The 15,577-nt window shown below is 70.1% G+C and carries 12 protein-coding genes; 5 read left to right on the forward strand and 7 right to left on the reverse strand.

From position 1 onward, the window contains the following. Positions 1 to 13 precede the first annotated feature (13 nt). On the forward strand, positions 14 to 1,039 hold the full coding sequence (locus tag ACWIGI_RS32140) for a methionine ABC transporter ATP-binding protein (RefSeq protein ID WP_454206808.1): 1,026 nt from the start codon (positions 14 to 16) through the stop codon (positions 1,037 to 1,039). Continuing rightward, positions 1,036 to 1,713 (forward strand): methionine ABC transporter permease, encoded by a 678-nt coding sequence (locus ACWIGI_RS32145; RefSeq protein ID WP_354989292.1) that lies wholly within the window; start codon positions 1,036 to 1,038, stop codon positions 1,711 to 1,713. The genes ACWIGI_RS32140 and ACWIGI_RS32145 overlap by 4 nt, the downstream gene beginning before the upstream one ends. A gap of 4 nt (positions 1,714 to 1,717) precedes the next feature. Here the strand turns inward: ACWIGI_RS32145 and ACWIGI_RS32150 are convergent, their stop codons facing one another. The 4 genes from ACWIGI_RS32150 to ACWIGI_RS32165 form a co-directional block, all read right to left on the reverse strand. After that, positions 1,718 to 4,273: an Hsp70 family protein gene (locus tag ACWIGI_RS32150; protein WP_454206694.1), complete on the reverse strand. Its 2,556-nt coding sequence runs from the start codon at positions 4,271 to 4,273 to the stop codon at positions 1,718 to 1,720. Beyond that, positions 4,270 to 4,713: a hypothetical protein gene (locus ACWIGI_RS32155; RefSeq protein WP_454206696.1), complete on the reverse strand. Its 444-nt coding sequence runs from the start codon at positions 4,711 to 4,713 to the stop codon at positions 4,270 to 4,272. The genes ACWIGI_RS32150 and ACWIGI_RS32155 overlap by 4 nt, the downstream gene beginning before the upstream one ends. A 21-nt stretch (positions 4,714 to 4,734) precedes the next feature. Next, positions 4,735 to 7,125 carry a hypothetical protein gene (locus ACWIGI_RS32160; protein WP_454206698.1) on the reverse strand — a complete coding sequence of 797 codons (2,391 nt, stop codon included), beginning with the start codon at positions 7,123 to 7,125 and terminating at the stop codon, positions 4,735 to 4,737. A 356-nt stretch (positions 7,126 to 7,481) separates the two neighbouring features. Beyond that, positions 7,482 to 8,855 carry an FAD-dependent oxidoreductase gene (locus ACWIGI_RS32165; RefSeq protein WP_454206700.1) on the reverse strand — a complete coding sequence of 458 codons (1,374 nt, stop codon included), beginning with the start codon at positions 8,853 to 8,855 and terminating at the stop codon, positions 7,482 to 7,484. A 131-nt stretch (positions 8,856 to 8,986) separates the two neighbouring features. Here ACWIGI_RS32165 and ACWIGI_RS32170 point away from each other — a divergent pair, with 131 nt between their 5' ends. Further along, positions 8,987 to 9,364: an ankyrin repeat domain-containing protein gene (locus tag ACWIGI_RS32170; RefSeq protein ID WP_454206810.1), complete on the forward strand. Its 378-nt coding sequence runs from the start codon at positions 8,987 to 8,989 to the stop codon at positions 9,362 to 9,364. Between the two features lie 61 nt (positions 9,365 to 9,425). On the opposite strand, the gene asnB is transcribed toward ACWIGI_RS32170, so the two are convergent. Next, positions 9,426 to 11,447: an asparagine synthase (glutamine-hydrolyzing) gene (gene asnB, locus ACWIGI_RS32175; RefSeq protein WP_454206702.1), complete on the reverse strand. Its 2,022-nt coding sequence runs from the start codon at positions 11,445 to 11,447 to the stop codon at positions 9,426 to 9,428. Between the two features lie 440 nt (positions 11,448 to 11,887). Between asnB and ctaC the strand changes: the two genes are divergently transcribed. Together ctaC and ACWIGI_RS32185 are read left to right on the forward strand one after the other, a co-directional pair. Next, on the forward strand, positions 11,888 to 12,874 hold the full coding sequence (ctaC, locus tag ACWIGI_RS32180) for an aa3-type cytochrome oxidase subunit II (RefSeq protein WP_454206811.1): 987 nt from the start codon (positions 11,888 to 11,890) through the stop codon (positions 12,872 to 12,874). A 13-nt stretch (positions 12,875 to 12,887) separates the two neighbouring features. Further along, positions 12,888 to 13,304, forward strand: coding sequence for a cytochrome c oxidase subunit 4 (locus ACWIGI_RS32185; protein WP_454206704.1), 417 nt, complete (start codon positions 12,888 to 12,890; stop codon positions 13,302 to 13,304). A gap of 83 nt (positions 13,305 to 13,387) precedes the next feature. Here the strand turns inward: ACWIGI_RS32185 and ACWIGI_RS32190 are convergent, their stop codons facing one another. Together ACWIGI_RS32190 and ACWIGI_RS32195 are read right to left on the reverse strand one after the other, a co-directional pair. Next, entirely contained in the window at positions 13,388 to 14,167 is a 780-nt protein-coding gene (locus ACWIGI_RS32190; protein ID WP_454206706.1) for an SDR family NAD(P)-dependent oxidoreductase, read from the reverse strand. Positions 14,168 to 14,289: 122 nt separating this feature from the next. Beyond that, positions 14,290 to 15,549 (reverse strand): FAD-binding oxidoreductase, encoded by a 1,260-nt coding sequence (locus ACWIGI_RS32195; protein WP_454206707.1) that lies wholly within the window; start codon positions 15,547 to 15,549, stop codon positions 14,290 to 14,292. Positions 15,550 to 15,577 lie beyond the last annotated feature (28 nt).

Below are 15,577 nucleotides of genomic sequence, written 5' to 3' on the forward strand. Positions count from 1 at the left end.
CGCCGACGGCGGGGTGGAGGCCCACCCCGCCGTCGAATTCCGTTCGGTCACCAAGGTTTTCCAGGCCGGTAAGCAGCGGCACACCGCGCTCGAGGACATCGATCTGCGCATCGAACGCGGCGAGATCTTCGGCGTGATCGGCTACTCCGGGGCGGGCAAGAGCACGCTGGTGCGGCTCATCAACGCCCTCGAGAAGCCGACCAGCGGGCAGATCCTGATCTCCGGGGACCCGATCACCGGGGTCTCCGAATCGCGGGTGCGGCGGCTGCGCCGCGACATCGGCATGGTGTTCCAGCAGTTCAACCTGTTCCGATCCCGCACGGCCGCGGGCAATGTCGAGTACCCGCTGAAGGTGGCGGGCTGGCCGCGCGACAAACGCAAGGCCCGGGTCGCCGAACTGCTGGAGTTCGTCGGACTGACGGACAAGGCGCGCAGCTATCCCGATCAGCTGTCCGGCGGGCAGAAGCAGCGCGTGGGCATCGCCCGCGCGCTGGCCACCTCGCCCACGCTGCTGCTGGCCGACGAATCCACCTCGGCGCTGGACCCGGAGACCACGGGGGAGGTGCTGCGCCTGCTGAAGAAGATCAACCGAGAACTGGGCGTCACCATCGTGGTGATCACCCACGAAATGGACGTGATCCGCGCCGTCGCCGATCGCGTCGCGGTGCTGGCCGAGGGCCGAATCGTGGAGCTGGCCAGGACCTTCGACGTGTTTGCCGATCCACAAGCCGCGCCGACCCGATCCTTCGTGGAGACCGTCCTGCACAATCGGCCCACCGCCGAGGAGCTGCGCCGACTCGGCGACAAGCACGCGGGCCGCCTGGTCACCGTGGACGTCGACGACGAGCGCGGCATCGGCGCGGCGCTGACCGTGGCCGCGCGGGCCGGCGTCGCCTTCGAGGTGGTGTACGGCGGGGTGAGTTCGTTGCAGGACAAGACGTTCGGCAGCATCACCCTCGCGCTGGACGGCCCCGAGGACGCCGTCGCGCGGGTCGTGGCCGAACTCGAGCGGGGCGCCGAGCATCGGAAGAGCGCGTGAACTACGCCGCCGTCCCCACCGATTGGGACAAACTACAGCCGGTGCTGATCGAGGCCATCGGCACCACGATCTACCTGGTGCTGCTGACCTTCGTGGTCGGCGGGCTCATCGGCCTGGCCCTGGGCACCGCGCTCTACACCACCCGCAAGGGCGGTCTACTGGCCAACGCGCCCATCAACCTGGTGCTGAACTTCCTGGTCAACGTGGTCCGCCCGATTCCGTTCATCATTCTGCTCGCGGCCCTGGGACCGGTGACGCTCGAAGTCGTCGGCACCACGATCGGCACCGAGGCCGCCGCGTTCGTCATGATCGTCGCCGCCTCGTTCGGTATCGCGCGCATCGTCGAGCAGAACCTGGTCACGGTCGACCCGGGCGTGATCGAGGCGGCCCGGGCCATGGGCGCGACGCCGCTGCGCATCATCGCGACGCTGCTGATCCCGGAAGCGCTCGGGCCGTTGATCCTCGGCTACACCTTCATCATCATCGCCATCGTGGACATGTCGGCCATGGCCGGCACCGTCGGTGGCGGCGGCCTGGGTGACTTCGCCCTGGTCTACGGCTACCAGCGCTTCGACTGGCAGGTCACCCTGGTGGCCACGCTCATCATCATCGCGGGTGTGCAGGCCATCCAGTTCGTCGGGAACTGGCTGGCCCGCAAGGTGTTGCGCCGCTGATCGACTACTGCGACTGCCGCATACCGGCCTCTCGACCCCACCCGCTGACGCGCAGGTCGAGGGGCCGGAGCCGGTCGTAGTAGATGTTGCGGAGCTGCTCGGGCGCCGACGGGCGTTCGGGATCCACCTCGTCGATGGCGAAGGAGATGGCCGCCAGTTCGCCGAGGAAGTCGTCGCGCTGGCCGGGGAGCCGGGCGCGGTCCTGGGCCTCGAGGCGCGGATTCGATTGCAGGTCGCTGTATTTGGCGCGGATGGCCATGTCGGTCTCGTCCATGCGCTCGCGCAGCCAGCCGCGCAGCGCCGAGGGGGTCTGCTGCATGATGACGATCTCGCGGATGGCGGGAATCCGCATGCCTTCGCGGATCAGGTCGTCGAGCTTCTCGTTGACGCGCGGCCAGGCCACGAAATCGCCTGCCGCGTAGGCGGCCCGGCCCTGCGCCTCGAGGTCGTCGCGGCGCAGCCGGAAGGCCGGGGCCGAATCCGGTTCGGTGCGCTGCAGCAGCAGGATGATCTCGTCGATCTGACGCAGATCGCGCTCGAACTCGGACAGCGGGGGTTCGAGGTAGTCGTCGGGGCCGTGGCTGTTGAGCAACCCCTGCACGATGGTCTCGGCCTCGAGCAGCAGGTGGTGGGCCTTGGCCTGATCCTGGGTCCGCTCGATGAGCGGCTCGAGCGCGGTCAGGCGCTGGGTCATCTCCGGCTCGGCCTTGGCGGCCTCGGCCTGGTGCACCTCGCGGCGCACCTGCTGCCAGTCCGTGCGCACACTCGCGGCGCGGGTGCGCAACGCGGACCAGGGGGCGACCTCGCGCACCGGGATCTCGATGGCCGCGGTGGCCGAGCGATCCAGGTGCGGGATGCGGACCGCGGCGTGAATGGTCCAGCCCGCCGCGAATTCCAGGGTGAGCTCGACCGGGGTGCCGGGCTCGAGGTCGTCGGGCAGGTCGCGAATCTTCACCTCGCCGATGGGAATCCAGCCCTCGTACAGGCGCACCGCCAGGGTGGTGCCGCGATTGGCGGTCTCCAGGCGCTGATAGACGCGGTGCGGAATCTTGGTGCCCGCCTTGACCACCCGGCACAGCTGGCGGTCCAGCATCTCGACCGAGAAATCGTGGGCCAGGATGTCACCGGCCAGATCCGGTACGGCCGGGCCGGATTCGACCCGCACGCTCAGGCGCTCGGCGGCGATCTCCGTGCCGTTCGCCAGGACCCGGACGACGCATTCGCCGGTGGGCAGCGCGATGTCGATGAACAGGAACGCGCCGTCGGCGTCGGTGACGACCTCGCGAACGGGCTCGCCGCCGTCCGGATGCACCTCGACGACGAGTTCCGCGGCGTCGACGCCACCGCGCAGCACCCGGCCCGCGATGTCCGCGCTGCCACCGTCGGCGACCAGGGGTTCGAGCTCGAGGACGCCGCCGCGGCTGGTCAGGCTCCCGGCCTTGAGCGCCGCGCCGACCGCGACCACCAGTTCGGGATGGAACAGGCGCGGGGTCACCTCGAAACGCTGTCGCAGCAGCTCGGCGACCAGCGGAATCCGCGAGGAACCCCCGACCAGCACGATCTCGTCGAGGTCGCCGGACTTCAGGCGCGCCCGCTCGACCGCGTCCGCGCAGTGCTCGAGGGTGCCGCGCACGAAATCCTCGATCATGCGCTCGAATTCGTGCCGCCCGAGCGGGAGATTGATGCTCATGGGCGTGCCCGCGCGGTCCTCGAGATCCTGGCTGACGATCTCGGTCTCGGTCTCGCGGGTGAGGTCGTGCTTGGCGGTCTCGGCCAGTGACAGCAGCCGGGCCCGGCGTTCGGCGTCGGCGGTGTTCCCGGGCTCGGTGCGCAGGTCGTAGGCGGGCAGCCGCTCGATCATCCAGTCCACGATGGCCTGATCGAAGTCGTACCCGCCGAGGTAGCGGTCGCCGTCGAAGGAGCGGCTGGCGAAGCCCTCCTGCGCGTCCCAGGACACCACCGAGGTGTCGAACGTGCCGCCGCCCAGGTCGTACACCAGGAAGCGGCGGCGCTCGGCGGTCGTCCCACCGGTCTCGTGCATGTGGGCCAGGGCCGCGGCGACCGGCTCCATGAGGGTCTCGGCCACCTCGAGCCCGGCTTCCGCGCCGGCGCGGGTGGTCTGGGTCTTGGCGCTGGTCTCGAAGTAGGCGGGCACGGTGACCACCGCGCGGTCGATCGGCACGCCCAGGGTCTGCTCGGCCACGGTCTTGAGGTGGCGCAGCAGATGCACCGACGCTTCGAGCGGGGTCAGGATCGCGTGCCCCGCGGTGACCAGGGCGTCGGTGCCCATGTTGCGCTTGAAGAACATGGCCGGCGGCGAACCGGGCAGGCGCGCTTTGCGTTTGGCGAGCGCGCCGACCAGCGGGGCACCGTCGGCGCCGATCCAGACCGCGGACGGGGTGGTCAGCGACAGATCCGGGTTGGCGACGATGAGCGCGCCGCCGAGCGGGCGCAACCGGCGGGAGTCGATGAGCTCCTGCTTGTTCGGGATATCGGCGTCGGCGGGAATCGCGAGACAGCAGTTGGTGGTGCCGAGGTCGATGCCGGCGACGATGCTCATGCGAGGGGCTCCTCATGGGTACGCGGGGTGGCGGGTTCGTCGCCGGTGGGGTGCGGCACCAGCGCGGGCAGCACCGAAAGCCGCAGGCGCAGTTCGGCGGAACCCGGCGGGGGCGGCGGTGCGGCGGACAGGGTGCGGCTGAACTCCAGCAGCTCGGCCAGCTCGGCCAGGTCCTCGCCCGCGGGTTCGGGCCGATGGGTGAGCAGGTCGGCCCGCAGCCGGGCGAGCGGGGTCGCGAGTTCCTCCTCGGCCGCGTTGATCTGCGCCACCGTCAGGGTCTCGCCGAAGAGCGGGAAGCGCTTGGCGTCGTAGGAGATCCGCTTGCGGCGCGCGGCGATCCGGGCGCGGGTGGTGGCCCGATCGGCCCCGGGATCGAGGTCCAGGATCTGAAAGGCGGTCTCGTAGTAGGGATTGCGATCGCGCCAAGCCCAGGGGTTCACGATGTGGTTGTCCTGTTCACGCTAGAAGAAGCCGATGGCGCTGCCCTGGGAGTAGCGCGCCCACTGACCCGCGCCGACCAGGATCTTGCGGGCCTGGTCGTAGGGGCTGTGGTCGGGAAGTCCCAGGGTCAGTGCGGTATTGAGGTGATTGGCCGCGATCCGGAAGCCGGCGCGATCCTCGAAGGGATTGCTCTGCAGCCGGTCGATGGTGGAGATCACGATGGCCAGGCCCAGCCAGAACTCGTGCCGTGCCAGTTTGGCGGCGAAGGCCGTGCGGTTCGCGTCGTCCAGTCGCGGGCGCAGGGCCGAACTCAGCAATTGTCCCGGGGTGAGGCCGAGTTCGGTGCACAGCGGGCGCACCATGGTCTCGACGCGTTCGAGGACGGTGCGCGCCTGCTCGGCCCACTTGTCGCCGCGGCGCTGTGCGGTCTCGGCGGCTTCGATGCCGACGTCCAGGGCCTGTTCGGCGAGCGGGACGTTGTCCGCGTCGATCTCGACCCACATCTGGGCCTCGTCCAGGGCGCGTTCGAGGTGGCCCTCGCGGGTCGAGCGGCGGATCTGCGCGCCCGCCTCGCGGGCCAGCCGGGTCCGGGCGCGGGTCAGCTCGTCCGCGGCGAAGGGCGCGGTGCGGATCAGCTCCAGATGCGCACGGGCCCGGGGGAGTTGGTCGCGGCGCAGTTCCAGGACGCGGGTGACGTGCGGCTCCAGCAGCTGGCCGGGCAGTTCCGCGCGCGCCCGGTCGACGATGAGCGCGCTCTCCTCGGGGGTGCTGTCCGCGGTGACCGCGTGCGTGCGGGCGCGCAACTCGTCCCAGAAGTCGTCGGCGGCGTGCAGCCGGGACCACAGCGCCAGGGCCTCGCGCCAGGCCTCGAAAGCCTCGGCGTCGCCGGCGATTTCGAGGGCGTACGCCCGGGCGTGGGCGGCGATGGCGAGGTGGTGCAGGCCCCGGCCGTCGGCGGCCTGTTCGGCGTCGCACTCGCGCCACAGGCGCAGCGCGGACGGCGTCCACGGGTGGACGTCGCCGTCGGCGCGCAGTTCGGCGTAGCCCAGGCGCTCGAGCGGGCGGTCGAGCGGGCGGTCGGCGGCGCGGGCGCGACGGCCGGCGGCGATCTCGGCGATTCTGGCCGCGGCCGCGCGCAATCGGTCCGCGTCCGCGCCCTCGAGCCCGGCCAGCAGCCGCGCGGCCCGGGCCAGCGCGCGGTCGGCGTCGGCCGGCGCGTCGAACAGTTCCGCGCGGGCGGCCTGCGCCAGGTCGGCGCCCGCCACGGAGACGCGCAGCTCGCGCAACCCGTCGCCCGCGCTCGTACCGCCCGCGCCGATGAGTTCGGAGACCAGTTCCGGCGCGTGATGCGCGACCGCGGTCAGCAGGGTCGTGGGATCGAGCAGGGTGCGGATGGGCCAGGCGCTGCCGTGCCGGGCGAGCAGGGTGCGCGCGCCCCGGGCGACGAGTTCGGCGTCCGCGTCCAGCGCGCCCAGCGTCAATTGCCCGTTGGCCAGCAGGGTTTCGTCGGCGGCGGTGGCGCCCAGCAGCCGGCGCAGGTGTTCGCGCGCGCCGTCGCGGTCGTCCGCGCGGATCCGGTCCAGGGCGGCCAGCAGGAGGGCGGCGGGCAGCAGGCGCGGCTCTCCGGCGCGCAGGACGCCGGTCAGCCGGTCGCCGGACGGGGTTCCGGACATGACGGCGGCCGCGCTCACCACCAGGTTCCGGTAGGGGCTGGGTGTGCCGGGACCCTTCAGCTGGTCGCCGGCCGTGATACCGCGCGCCAGACGGTGATACGCGCCGATGTCGTGCAACGCCCGGATGCGTTCCTCGGCCAGGTCGCCGCCGCCGAAGCGGCGTGCGAGTTCGTAGCGGCGCGCGGCCTCGTTCTCGTCGCCGCGTTCGGCGGCCAGATCGCCGACGAGCAGGAACCAGTCGGGTCTGCTCGCCGGGCCCAGGGCGTACAGCAGCAGCCAGACCGGTGAGGTGGGGCCGGTGAACTGGTAGTGCTCGAATTCCTTGTCCAGCAACCCGAGCAGATGCCTGCGCGCCACGCGGCGGAAGTCGTCCGAGACCGCCGGGCCCGGGGTGCGGACCGAGTTGGCCAGCCAGGTCGCCAGGTCGGCGTGCTCGGCCAGGAGCCCGCTCACCCCGAACCAGGTGCGCGCGAACTCCGGTACCGCGGGTGCGCGCAGCCAGGCCCCGAGTACCTCGCGCGCGGACTGTTCGTCGATCGCGCAGCGGTCGGCCACGTCGCACAGCAGGCGCACGGCGGCGTCCGGGGCGGCCCCGGCGAGTGTGCTCAGCCGAGCCTGCACCCCCGCGCGCTCCCGAGCCAGTTCGGCGTCGTCGTAGCGGTCGAGCAGGGCCTGAACAGCGGCCAGTACCAGGCGAATTCGGTCGGCGGGGTCGGCCTGTGCCTCGGCCCGTGTCACCTCGGTCTCGAAAACCGAGGGGCCCCGGGGTGGTTCCGGTCGCCGCGCCGGTCGCGGTGGCTCGGCCGACGTCTGCCCCACCGGTTCGTCCGGTCGCTCCTCGCCGCCCCGCGACCATGGCCAGTTCACGCGAAAACTCCTGCCGGAGGGCGGTATCGGGAAAACGTGCCGGGGATAGCCACCCGGATCCGCCCCCTGCCCGGTTCGAGAATATCCCTCGCCCGGCCCTTTTCGTCAACCGGTTCGCTCGGAATCGTTGTCGCGCCCCGGACATCGCGGAGACCGCTTCGTCGCGGAGCGGGCCGACCCGGCGACCGGTGGGACCGTGCGGTCCCGAGTCGCCCGGCTCGCGCCCGCTAGCCGCGTTTCTGCACGGCGACGGCCGCCTTGCGGGCCGCGACCTGCACCGGGTCCCAGACCGGGGAGAACGGGGGCGCGTAGCCCAGGTCGAGGGCGATCATCTGTTCGGCGGTCATGCGGGCGGTCAGGGCCACCGCGGCGATGTCGATGCGTTTGGCCGCGCCCTCGCGGCCGACGATCTGCACGCCCAGGACGCGGCCGGTGCGGCGTTCGGCGAGCATCTTCACCGTCATGGGCGCGGTCCCGGGGAAATAGCCGGAGCGGCTCGTGGATTCGATGGTGACGGTGACGAATTGCAGGCCCACCGCGTGGGCGTCCTTCTCGCGCAGGCCGGTTCGGGCCACCTCGAGTTCACACACCTTGCTGACCGCGGTCCCGACCACGCCGGGGAAGGTGGCGTAGCCGCCGCCGACGTTGGCCCCGATGATCTGGCCGTGCTTGTTGGCGTGGGTGCCCAGCGCGATATGGCGTTCGGTGCCGGACACCAGGTCCAGGACCTCCACGCAGTCGCCGCCGGCCCAGATGTGCTCGTGCCCGCGTACGCGCATGGCCAGGTCGGTGAGCAGACCGCCGGACGCGCCGAGCGGGAGCCCGGCGGCCCGGGCCAGATCGGTGGCCGGGCGCACGCCGATGCCCAGCACCACCACGTCGGCGGGGAACTCCGCGTCGGCGGTGGCGACGGCCCGGACCCGGCCCGCGTCGTCGGTGTGGACCGCGGTGAGCTCGGCGTCGCACAGGACACGAATGCCCATGCCGTCCATCGCCTTTCGAATGAGCACGCCCATGTCGGGATCGAGGGTCGCCATCGGCTGGGACCCGCGGTTGATCATGGTGACCTGGTAGCCGCGATTGATCAGGGCCTCGGCCATCTCCACGCCGATGTAGCCTGCGCCGACCACCACCGCCCGGCGGCCGTCGGTGGAATCGAGGGTGTCGATCAGCGCCTGCCCGTCGTCCAGGGTCTGCACGCCGTGCACACCGGGCGCGTCGATGCCGGGGATGGGCGGCCGGATCGGGGTCGCGCCGGTGGCGATGACCAGATCGGTGTATTCCAGCCAGCTTTCGGCCCCGGTGGTCAGATCCCGGGCCCGCACGCGGCGGCCCGGCGGGTCGATCTCCACGACCTCGGTGCGCATGCGCAGGTCGATGTCGCGCGCGCGGTGCTCCTCGGGCGTGCGGGCGATGAGGTGATCGCGGTGCTCCACGTCCCCGCCGACCCAGTACGGAATGCCGCAGGCGGAGAAGGAACTGAAGTTTCCGCGCTCGAAGACCACGATCTCGAGTTCCGCCGCCGGCCGCATGCGGCGGGCCTGCGAGGCCGCCGACATACCCGTCGCGTCCCCACCGATGATCACCAGGCGATCGCTCATGGGTACGACGGTACGGCGCGGGGCGCGCGGGCGGTCGCGCACATGCCGAACCGTCCCGGTGCGAGGTTCGCGCACCGCCCGTCGGGGCCGCCGCGAACCTGGTAGTACTGGACTTCGTGAGTATCGATGACATGGACGACGACAAGGTCCTCGAGCTGGCCACGCGCATCTTCGATTTCGCGCGCCAGGGCGACGCCGCACAGCTCGCGGCCTACCTCGAGGCCGGGGTGCCGGTGCAGCTGACGAACGCGCGCGGCGACAATCTGCTCATGCTCGCCGCCTACTACGGGCACGCGGCGGCGGTGGACACGCTGCTGGCCCACGGCGCGGACCCCAACGTCCTCAACGACAGCGGTCAGACCCCGCTGTCCGGCGCGGTGTTCAAGGGCGACACCGAGGTCATCGGCGCGCTGCTGGCCGCGGGCGCGGACCCCGACGCCGGGGCGCCCTCTGCCCGCGAGACGGCGATCACCTTCGAGCGCACCGATCTGCTGAAGCTCTTCCCCTAGCCGGGGTTGGACGCGAAGGAGCGCCCGCCGTAGCGGACGCTCCCCGTGTTCCGGTACGCGACTACACGTTGACCGGGTAGACCGGCTCCTGGATCTCCGGCTTGATGCGGTCCTCGACGAAGATGCCGTGCCAGATCATGAAGACCAGCAGCGTCCACAGCCGGCGCGAATGATCCACCGGGCCGGTGCGATGCGCCTCGAGCATGTCCGCGATGGCGGCCTTGTTCAGCAGGTGATCGGTCTGGCTGTCGGCGATCTGCTCCCGGGCCCAGTCGTGCAGCTCGGGCCCGCGCAGCCAATGCCGCAGCGGGACCGGGAAACCCAGCTTGGCGCGGTTGAGCACGTGCGCGGGCACGATGTCGCCCAGCGCCTGGCGCAGCGCGTACTTGGTGGTCTCCTTGGTGATCTTCTGCTCGAACGGAATCTTCTCCGCGACCTTGAAGACCTCGTGATCCAGGAACGGCACCCGCAGTTCCAGGGAGTTGGCCATGGTCATCTTGTCGGCCTTGACCAGGATGTCGCCGCGCAGCCAGGTGAACAGGTCCAGGTGCTGCATGCGCGCCACCGGGTCCATGCCGCGATCCTGGCTGCCGTAGATGGGGCCGGTCACGTCCTGATGCGTCCACTCGGGACGGAAATCGCGCAGCACCGAACGCAATTGGGCGTCGTTGAAGCTGCGGGCGTTGCCGTAGTAGCGGTCCTCGAGCTTCAGCGAGCCGCGGTGCAGCAGGCTCTTGCCGCGGGTGCCCTCGGGAATGCGGTCCGAGAGCTTGCCCGCGAGCCTGCGCAACCCGCTCGGCAGGTACTCGAAGGGCTTGAGCGAGAGCGGCTCCCGGTAGATGGTGTAGCCGCCGAACAGCTCGTCCGCGCCCTCGCCCGAGAGGACGACCTTGACGTGCTTGCGCGCTTCCTTCGCGACGAAGTAGAGCGGCACCAGCGCCGGGTCGGCGACGGGTTCGTCCAGGTACCAGACGATCTCGGGGATCGCGCCCGCGAAATCCTCGGGGGTGACCGTGCGGATGAAGTGCTTGGCCCCGATGGCCGCGGCGGTCTCGGCGGCCACATCGGCCTCGGAGTAGCCCTCGCGCTCGAACGCCGAGGTGAAGGTCAGCAGGTTCGGGTTGTGCCGAATGGCCAGCGCCGCAATGGCGGTGGAGTCGATGCCGCCGGACAGGAACGAGCCGACGGTGACATCGGCGCGCATGTGCTTGGCGACCGAGTCCTCGAGCGCCTCGGCGATCTCGCGGTACCGGTTGGCCGGGGTGTTGGGCCGGACGCCGGTCGGGCGGGTGGTGGGCACGTGCGCGTTCACGTCGTCCGGCTTGCCGAAGGGCACCACGCGGAACCGGGGATCGAAGTAGCGCGTGATGCGCGGGGCCGCACCGGGTTCCACCCAGGCGTAGCAGCCGGACTCGAGCCGGCGGATGTCCCGGTGCAGGGTCTCGGGCTCGGGCACGTACTGCAGCACCGTGTAGTGCTCGAGCGCGCGCGGGTCCAGGGCGTCGGAGAGTTCGAGCTCGGGCAGCAGCTCGAGGATGCTCTTCTTCTCCGAGGCGAACGCGGTGCCGCCGGGGCCGGTCGCCAGGAACAGCGGCTTGATGCCGAACGGGTCGCGGGCGATGAAGAGCTTGTTCAGCTCGGTATCCCAGATGGCGAACGCGAACATGCCGCGCAGGCGCTTGGTGGCCTCGGCGCCCCAGTAGTGGAAGGCGGCCACGATGGTCTCGGAGTCGCCCTCGGTGGCGAACATGGGGGAGTCGCCGAACTCGGCCCCGTGCGCGGCGGTCAGCTCCTCGCGCAGTTCGAGGTAGTTGTAGATCTCGCCGTTGAAGGTGAGGGCGTAGCGTTCCCGGTTCTCCGGCGGGCCCCAGCGCAGCGGCTGGTGCGAGTGCTCGATGTCGATGATGGACAGGCGATTGAATCCGAAGATCATGCGATCGTCGTTCCAGGTGCCCTTCTCATCCGGGCCCCGGTGACGCTGGCAGTGCAGGGCCTCGTACACCTGCGCCGCGGTGGTCTCGACCGTCCGCCCGTCCGGGGTAGTCGCCGTCTGAGCCGTCAGAAATCCGAGCAGTCCACACACTGCGGGCAGAACCTCGTTTCCGGAGTCAAGGGAAATGCGGGGATGTTCGCGCGTCGACACGCGAAACGTACTGTCCGAGTATGCCGCACGCGTGCCGATCACGCCGCGAGAGGCCGTATCCACGGCTTATGAGCTTTCCGGAGTGTCGAAGCGGACCCCATCACAATGACCGGCCAGGTTTGGTCTACGCTGCGTAGTACTCGGGAACTCCCGGCCCGGATCGTGCGTTGTGCGCGAACCTCGCCGGGAGCTCCCAAACGTGCTGTAGTTGTGTCGCCCGGCGGAAGGGAGCCCGGGCGACGCCAGTCGAATAGACGACCAGGAAGGCGTTGAGCGTGGCGCACAAGGCGAGCGAAGCGATAGGGGCACGATCCGCCCAGGGTCGGCAGGGCCGCATCCTTCGGCGGGCCGGGTTGGTGGTGTCCCTCGGGATCACCGCGATGCTCGTCTCGGGCTGCTCGATCGACAACCCGTGGCTGCGATTCGGTTGGCCCTCGGGTGTCACCCCGCAGGCCACGAAGATGCGGGAACTGTGGACCTGGTCCGTGATCGCCGCGCTGGTGATGGGCGTGCTGGTCTGGGGTCTGACATTCTGGACGATCGCGTTCCACCGCAAGAAGCCGAACTCCCCGGAGTTCCCCCGCCAGACCGGTTACAACGTGCCGCTCGAACTGAGCTACACGGTCGTGCCGTTCTTCATCATCGCGGTGCTGTTCTACTTCACCGTGGTCGTGCAGAACTACGTGCACGAGAAGGTCGACAATCCGGACGTCGTGGTCGACGTGACCGCGTTCCAGTGGAACTGGAAGTTCGGCTACCAGAAGGTCGACTTCAAGGGCGGCTACCAGTTCGACGGCGTCGACAAGACCCGTCAGGGCATGAACACCGAGATCCGCGAGAAGTACGAGGATCAGGTCAACGAGCACGGCCACAAGTCGCCGGGCCCGAACAACGGCCTGCCCGCCAACGACATCTCGTACCTGAACTACGACCGCGTCGAGACCATCGGCACCTCGAACGAGATCCCGGTGCTGGTGCTGCCGACCGGCAAGAACATCGAGTTCCAGCTGGCCGCCGCCGACGTCATCCACTCGTTCTGGGTTCCGGAGTTCCTGTTCAAGCGGGACGTCATGCCGAACCCGAAGGAGAACAACTCCGACAACATCTTCCAGATCACGAAGATCGAGAAGGAAGGCGCGTTCGTCGGCCGTTGCGCCGAGATGTGCGGCACCTTCCACTCGATGATGAACTTCGAGGTCCGGGCGGTCTCGCCGGAGAAGTTCGAGCAGTACCTGAAGGCGCGTGAGGCGGGCAAGACCAATGCCGCGGCGCTGTCGGAGATCGGCGAGGAGCCGCTGGCCGTCACCACCAAGCCTTTCGACACCGAACGTACGGCCCGCGGCGCGGGTCTCACGGAAGCCAAGTGAGGACTGAACTGACATGAAGGTCGAAGCGCGCATCTTCGAACTGATCACGGTCTTCTTCGTGATCGTGGCCGTGGTGTACGGCTACTTCACCGCCCAGTCGCGTACCGGCGTCGAATGGGCCGGTACCACCGCCATCGTGCTCTCGGCGGGCCTGTCCCTGATCGTGGCCACCTACTTCCGCTTCGTCGCCCGCCGCCTGGACCTGCGTCCGGAGGACTTCGAAGAGGCGGAGATCGTGGACGGCGCCGGCGACCTGGGCTTCTTCTCGCCCGGTTCGTTCTGGCCCATCCTGCTCGCCGCCGCCGGTTCGGTCTGCGCCCTGGGCTTCGCGTTCTTCCAGTACTGGCTGATCGCCATCGGCGTCGTGCTGATCCTGATCGCCTCGGCCGGTCTGGTCTTCGAGTACCACCTCGGACCCGAGAAGCACTGAGCTCACCCCGCTGAACACGCAAGCGCCCCATCCGAATCCGGGTGGGGCGCTTCGCTGTTCTCGGGGGTCGCGGCCGGGTGCGCTCAGATTCCCAGGGCGTGTCGGAGGCGGGTGCGCGGGGTCAGCCCGGTCAGGGTGAGCAGCGCGCGCGGGAAGCGCGGCTGCATGGTCGCCGGGCGGGTGCGCACGGCGGTCTCGATCCAGCGCGCGGCCTCGGACGGGTCGGGCGCGGGCTGCCCGCCGGCGTCGATGTGCGCGGCCGGATAGTGCACCGTGGTGACGTGGATGCCGCGCGGGGACAGCTCCGCGTCCGCGCACTGCCCGAACGTGGTCCAGGCGGCCTGGGAGCTGGCGTAGGAGGCGAAATTGGGGGCCGCGCCGGTGACCGGGCTCCAGGGCCCCACGTTGATCACGTGGCCCGAGCCGCCGGCGAGCATCGCGGGCAGCAGGCCCAGGGTCAGGCGCAGCGGGCCGAAGTAGTTCGTGGCCATCATGCGCTGATAGTCGGCGAAGCGGTCCAGCGACTGCAGCACCGGGCGCCGCGCGGGCCGGCCCGCGTTGTTGATCAGTACGTCGATGCTGTCGAACTCGGTGCGCAGCCAGCGCACCAGTTCGTCGACGTCGCCCAGGGCGGAGATGTCGCAGCGGTGCCAGTGCGCCTGCCCGCCGGATTCGATGATGGCGGCGCAGTCTTCGATGAGCAGACTCCCGCGGCGCGCGACGAGGAGCACCTCTGCGCCACGGGAGGCCAGTAATCGCGCGGTCGCGCGGGCGAGGTCGGAACTCGCGTCGGTGATGACGATGCGTTTGCCCGCAACGGAACCGGCGGGGTGCGTGCGGCGGGCAGCGCGAAATTCGATCATGGGATGCAACCTTCACTCACGATACGAGAGCTGAATGGTGCACCGGCATCCCGCCGACGTTACCGATGCGGACCGCGCCCGCGGGCTGCTGGAGCGTTGCCAGCGGTGCGGCAGCACACATCCTAATCGGTGGGGTCGTACCGCCGGGCGCGTTCGGCGACGCAGATCTCGTCGATCGAGGAAACGATGTCGCGCAACAGTTCCGAGGGCAGCGCGGCCGGGCGCAGGCGGCAGGTGAAGGTGATGAAGCCGTGCTCCTCGCCGTCGAGTTCCTGCAGGTAGCGCGAGCGTACGCCGTAGGTGAGCGCGGAGATGACGGTGAAGCAGCCGGTGGCCTCGCGGTGCCCGGAGAACAGGTCGTGCAGCCGGTGGAAGACCCGGGGATAGGTCGACAGCGGCGCGAAGACCGAGATGCGGTAGGCCGCACCGCGTTCGGAGGAGCTGATGACGGTGTCGGCCAGATACTCCGCGTCCCGCAGGGTCAGCACCTTCGGAGCGAACATGAGGGCGCCCGCGGCGGCGTTGCGGACCGGCATGCCCGCCCGGCCGCCGGCGGACGCGGCGATGGCGCCCAGCGACTTACGCGCGCGCGAGCCGACCTCGCGTCTGGCGCGCAGCGAGAGATTGGGGGCGGTGGGGTGCAGGCTCGACCACTGGCCGAAGCGCACCGTGCCCAGCTGCACCTTGCCGGTGCCGACCGGGCGGGAGACCTTCAGCGGCGCGGTGTCGACCCAGCGGCCCACCTGCAGCAGGGATTCGCCGGGCGACTGGATCTCCTTGAACGCCTGCTCGACGAAGGTGTCGAAATCCAGGAAGCGATGCGCGTCGGTGGTGAGCCAGGTGCGGTCCTTGTCCACATCGGTCACCTCCAGGGTCAGCGCGGTGATGATGCCCGTGCGCCCGCCGCCGCCCAGGATCCGCCGGAAGCGCTCGGTGTGGTGATTGCGCCCACAGGTGCCGAAACGCCCGTCCTGATCGACGTATTCGAGCTCCACCACGTTGTCGCTGAACATGCCGAAGCGGTGCGAGGCGGCACTGAGCCCGCCGACCGCCGCGAAGCCGCCCGCGGTGATGTCCCGATGGTCGCCCACGATGGGCAGGCCGAGCCCGTGCGCGCCCAGGGTGCGGTCGATATCGGACAGGCGGGCCCCGGCCTGCACCCGCACCGTGCGCGCGTCCGCGTCCACGACCTGGACGCGATTCATCTTGCGCATGGACAGCACCGAGCCTTGATCCGGTGGCGAGAGCTCCTCGTCCGGGCGCTCGCCACCGCGGATGATCAGCGGTTTCGTCGACTTGCGCGAATCCCGAACGGTACGAACCACATCCGCGGTGTCGCGGGGGAGGAATTCTTCCGGAAGGGTGGAGACGGGCGTGCTCATGGCGCTACAGCTAACCATAGTCACGCGC

This window comes from Nocardia sp. NPDC055321 (genome assembly GCF_053645575.1).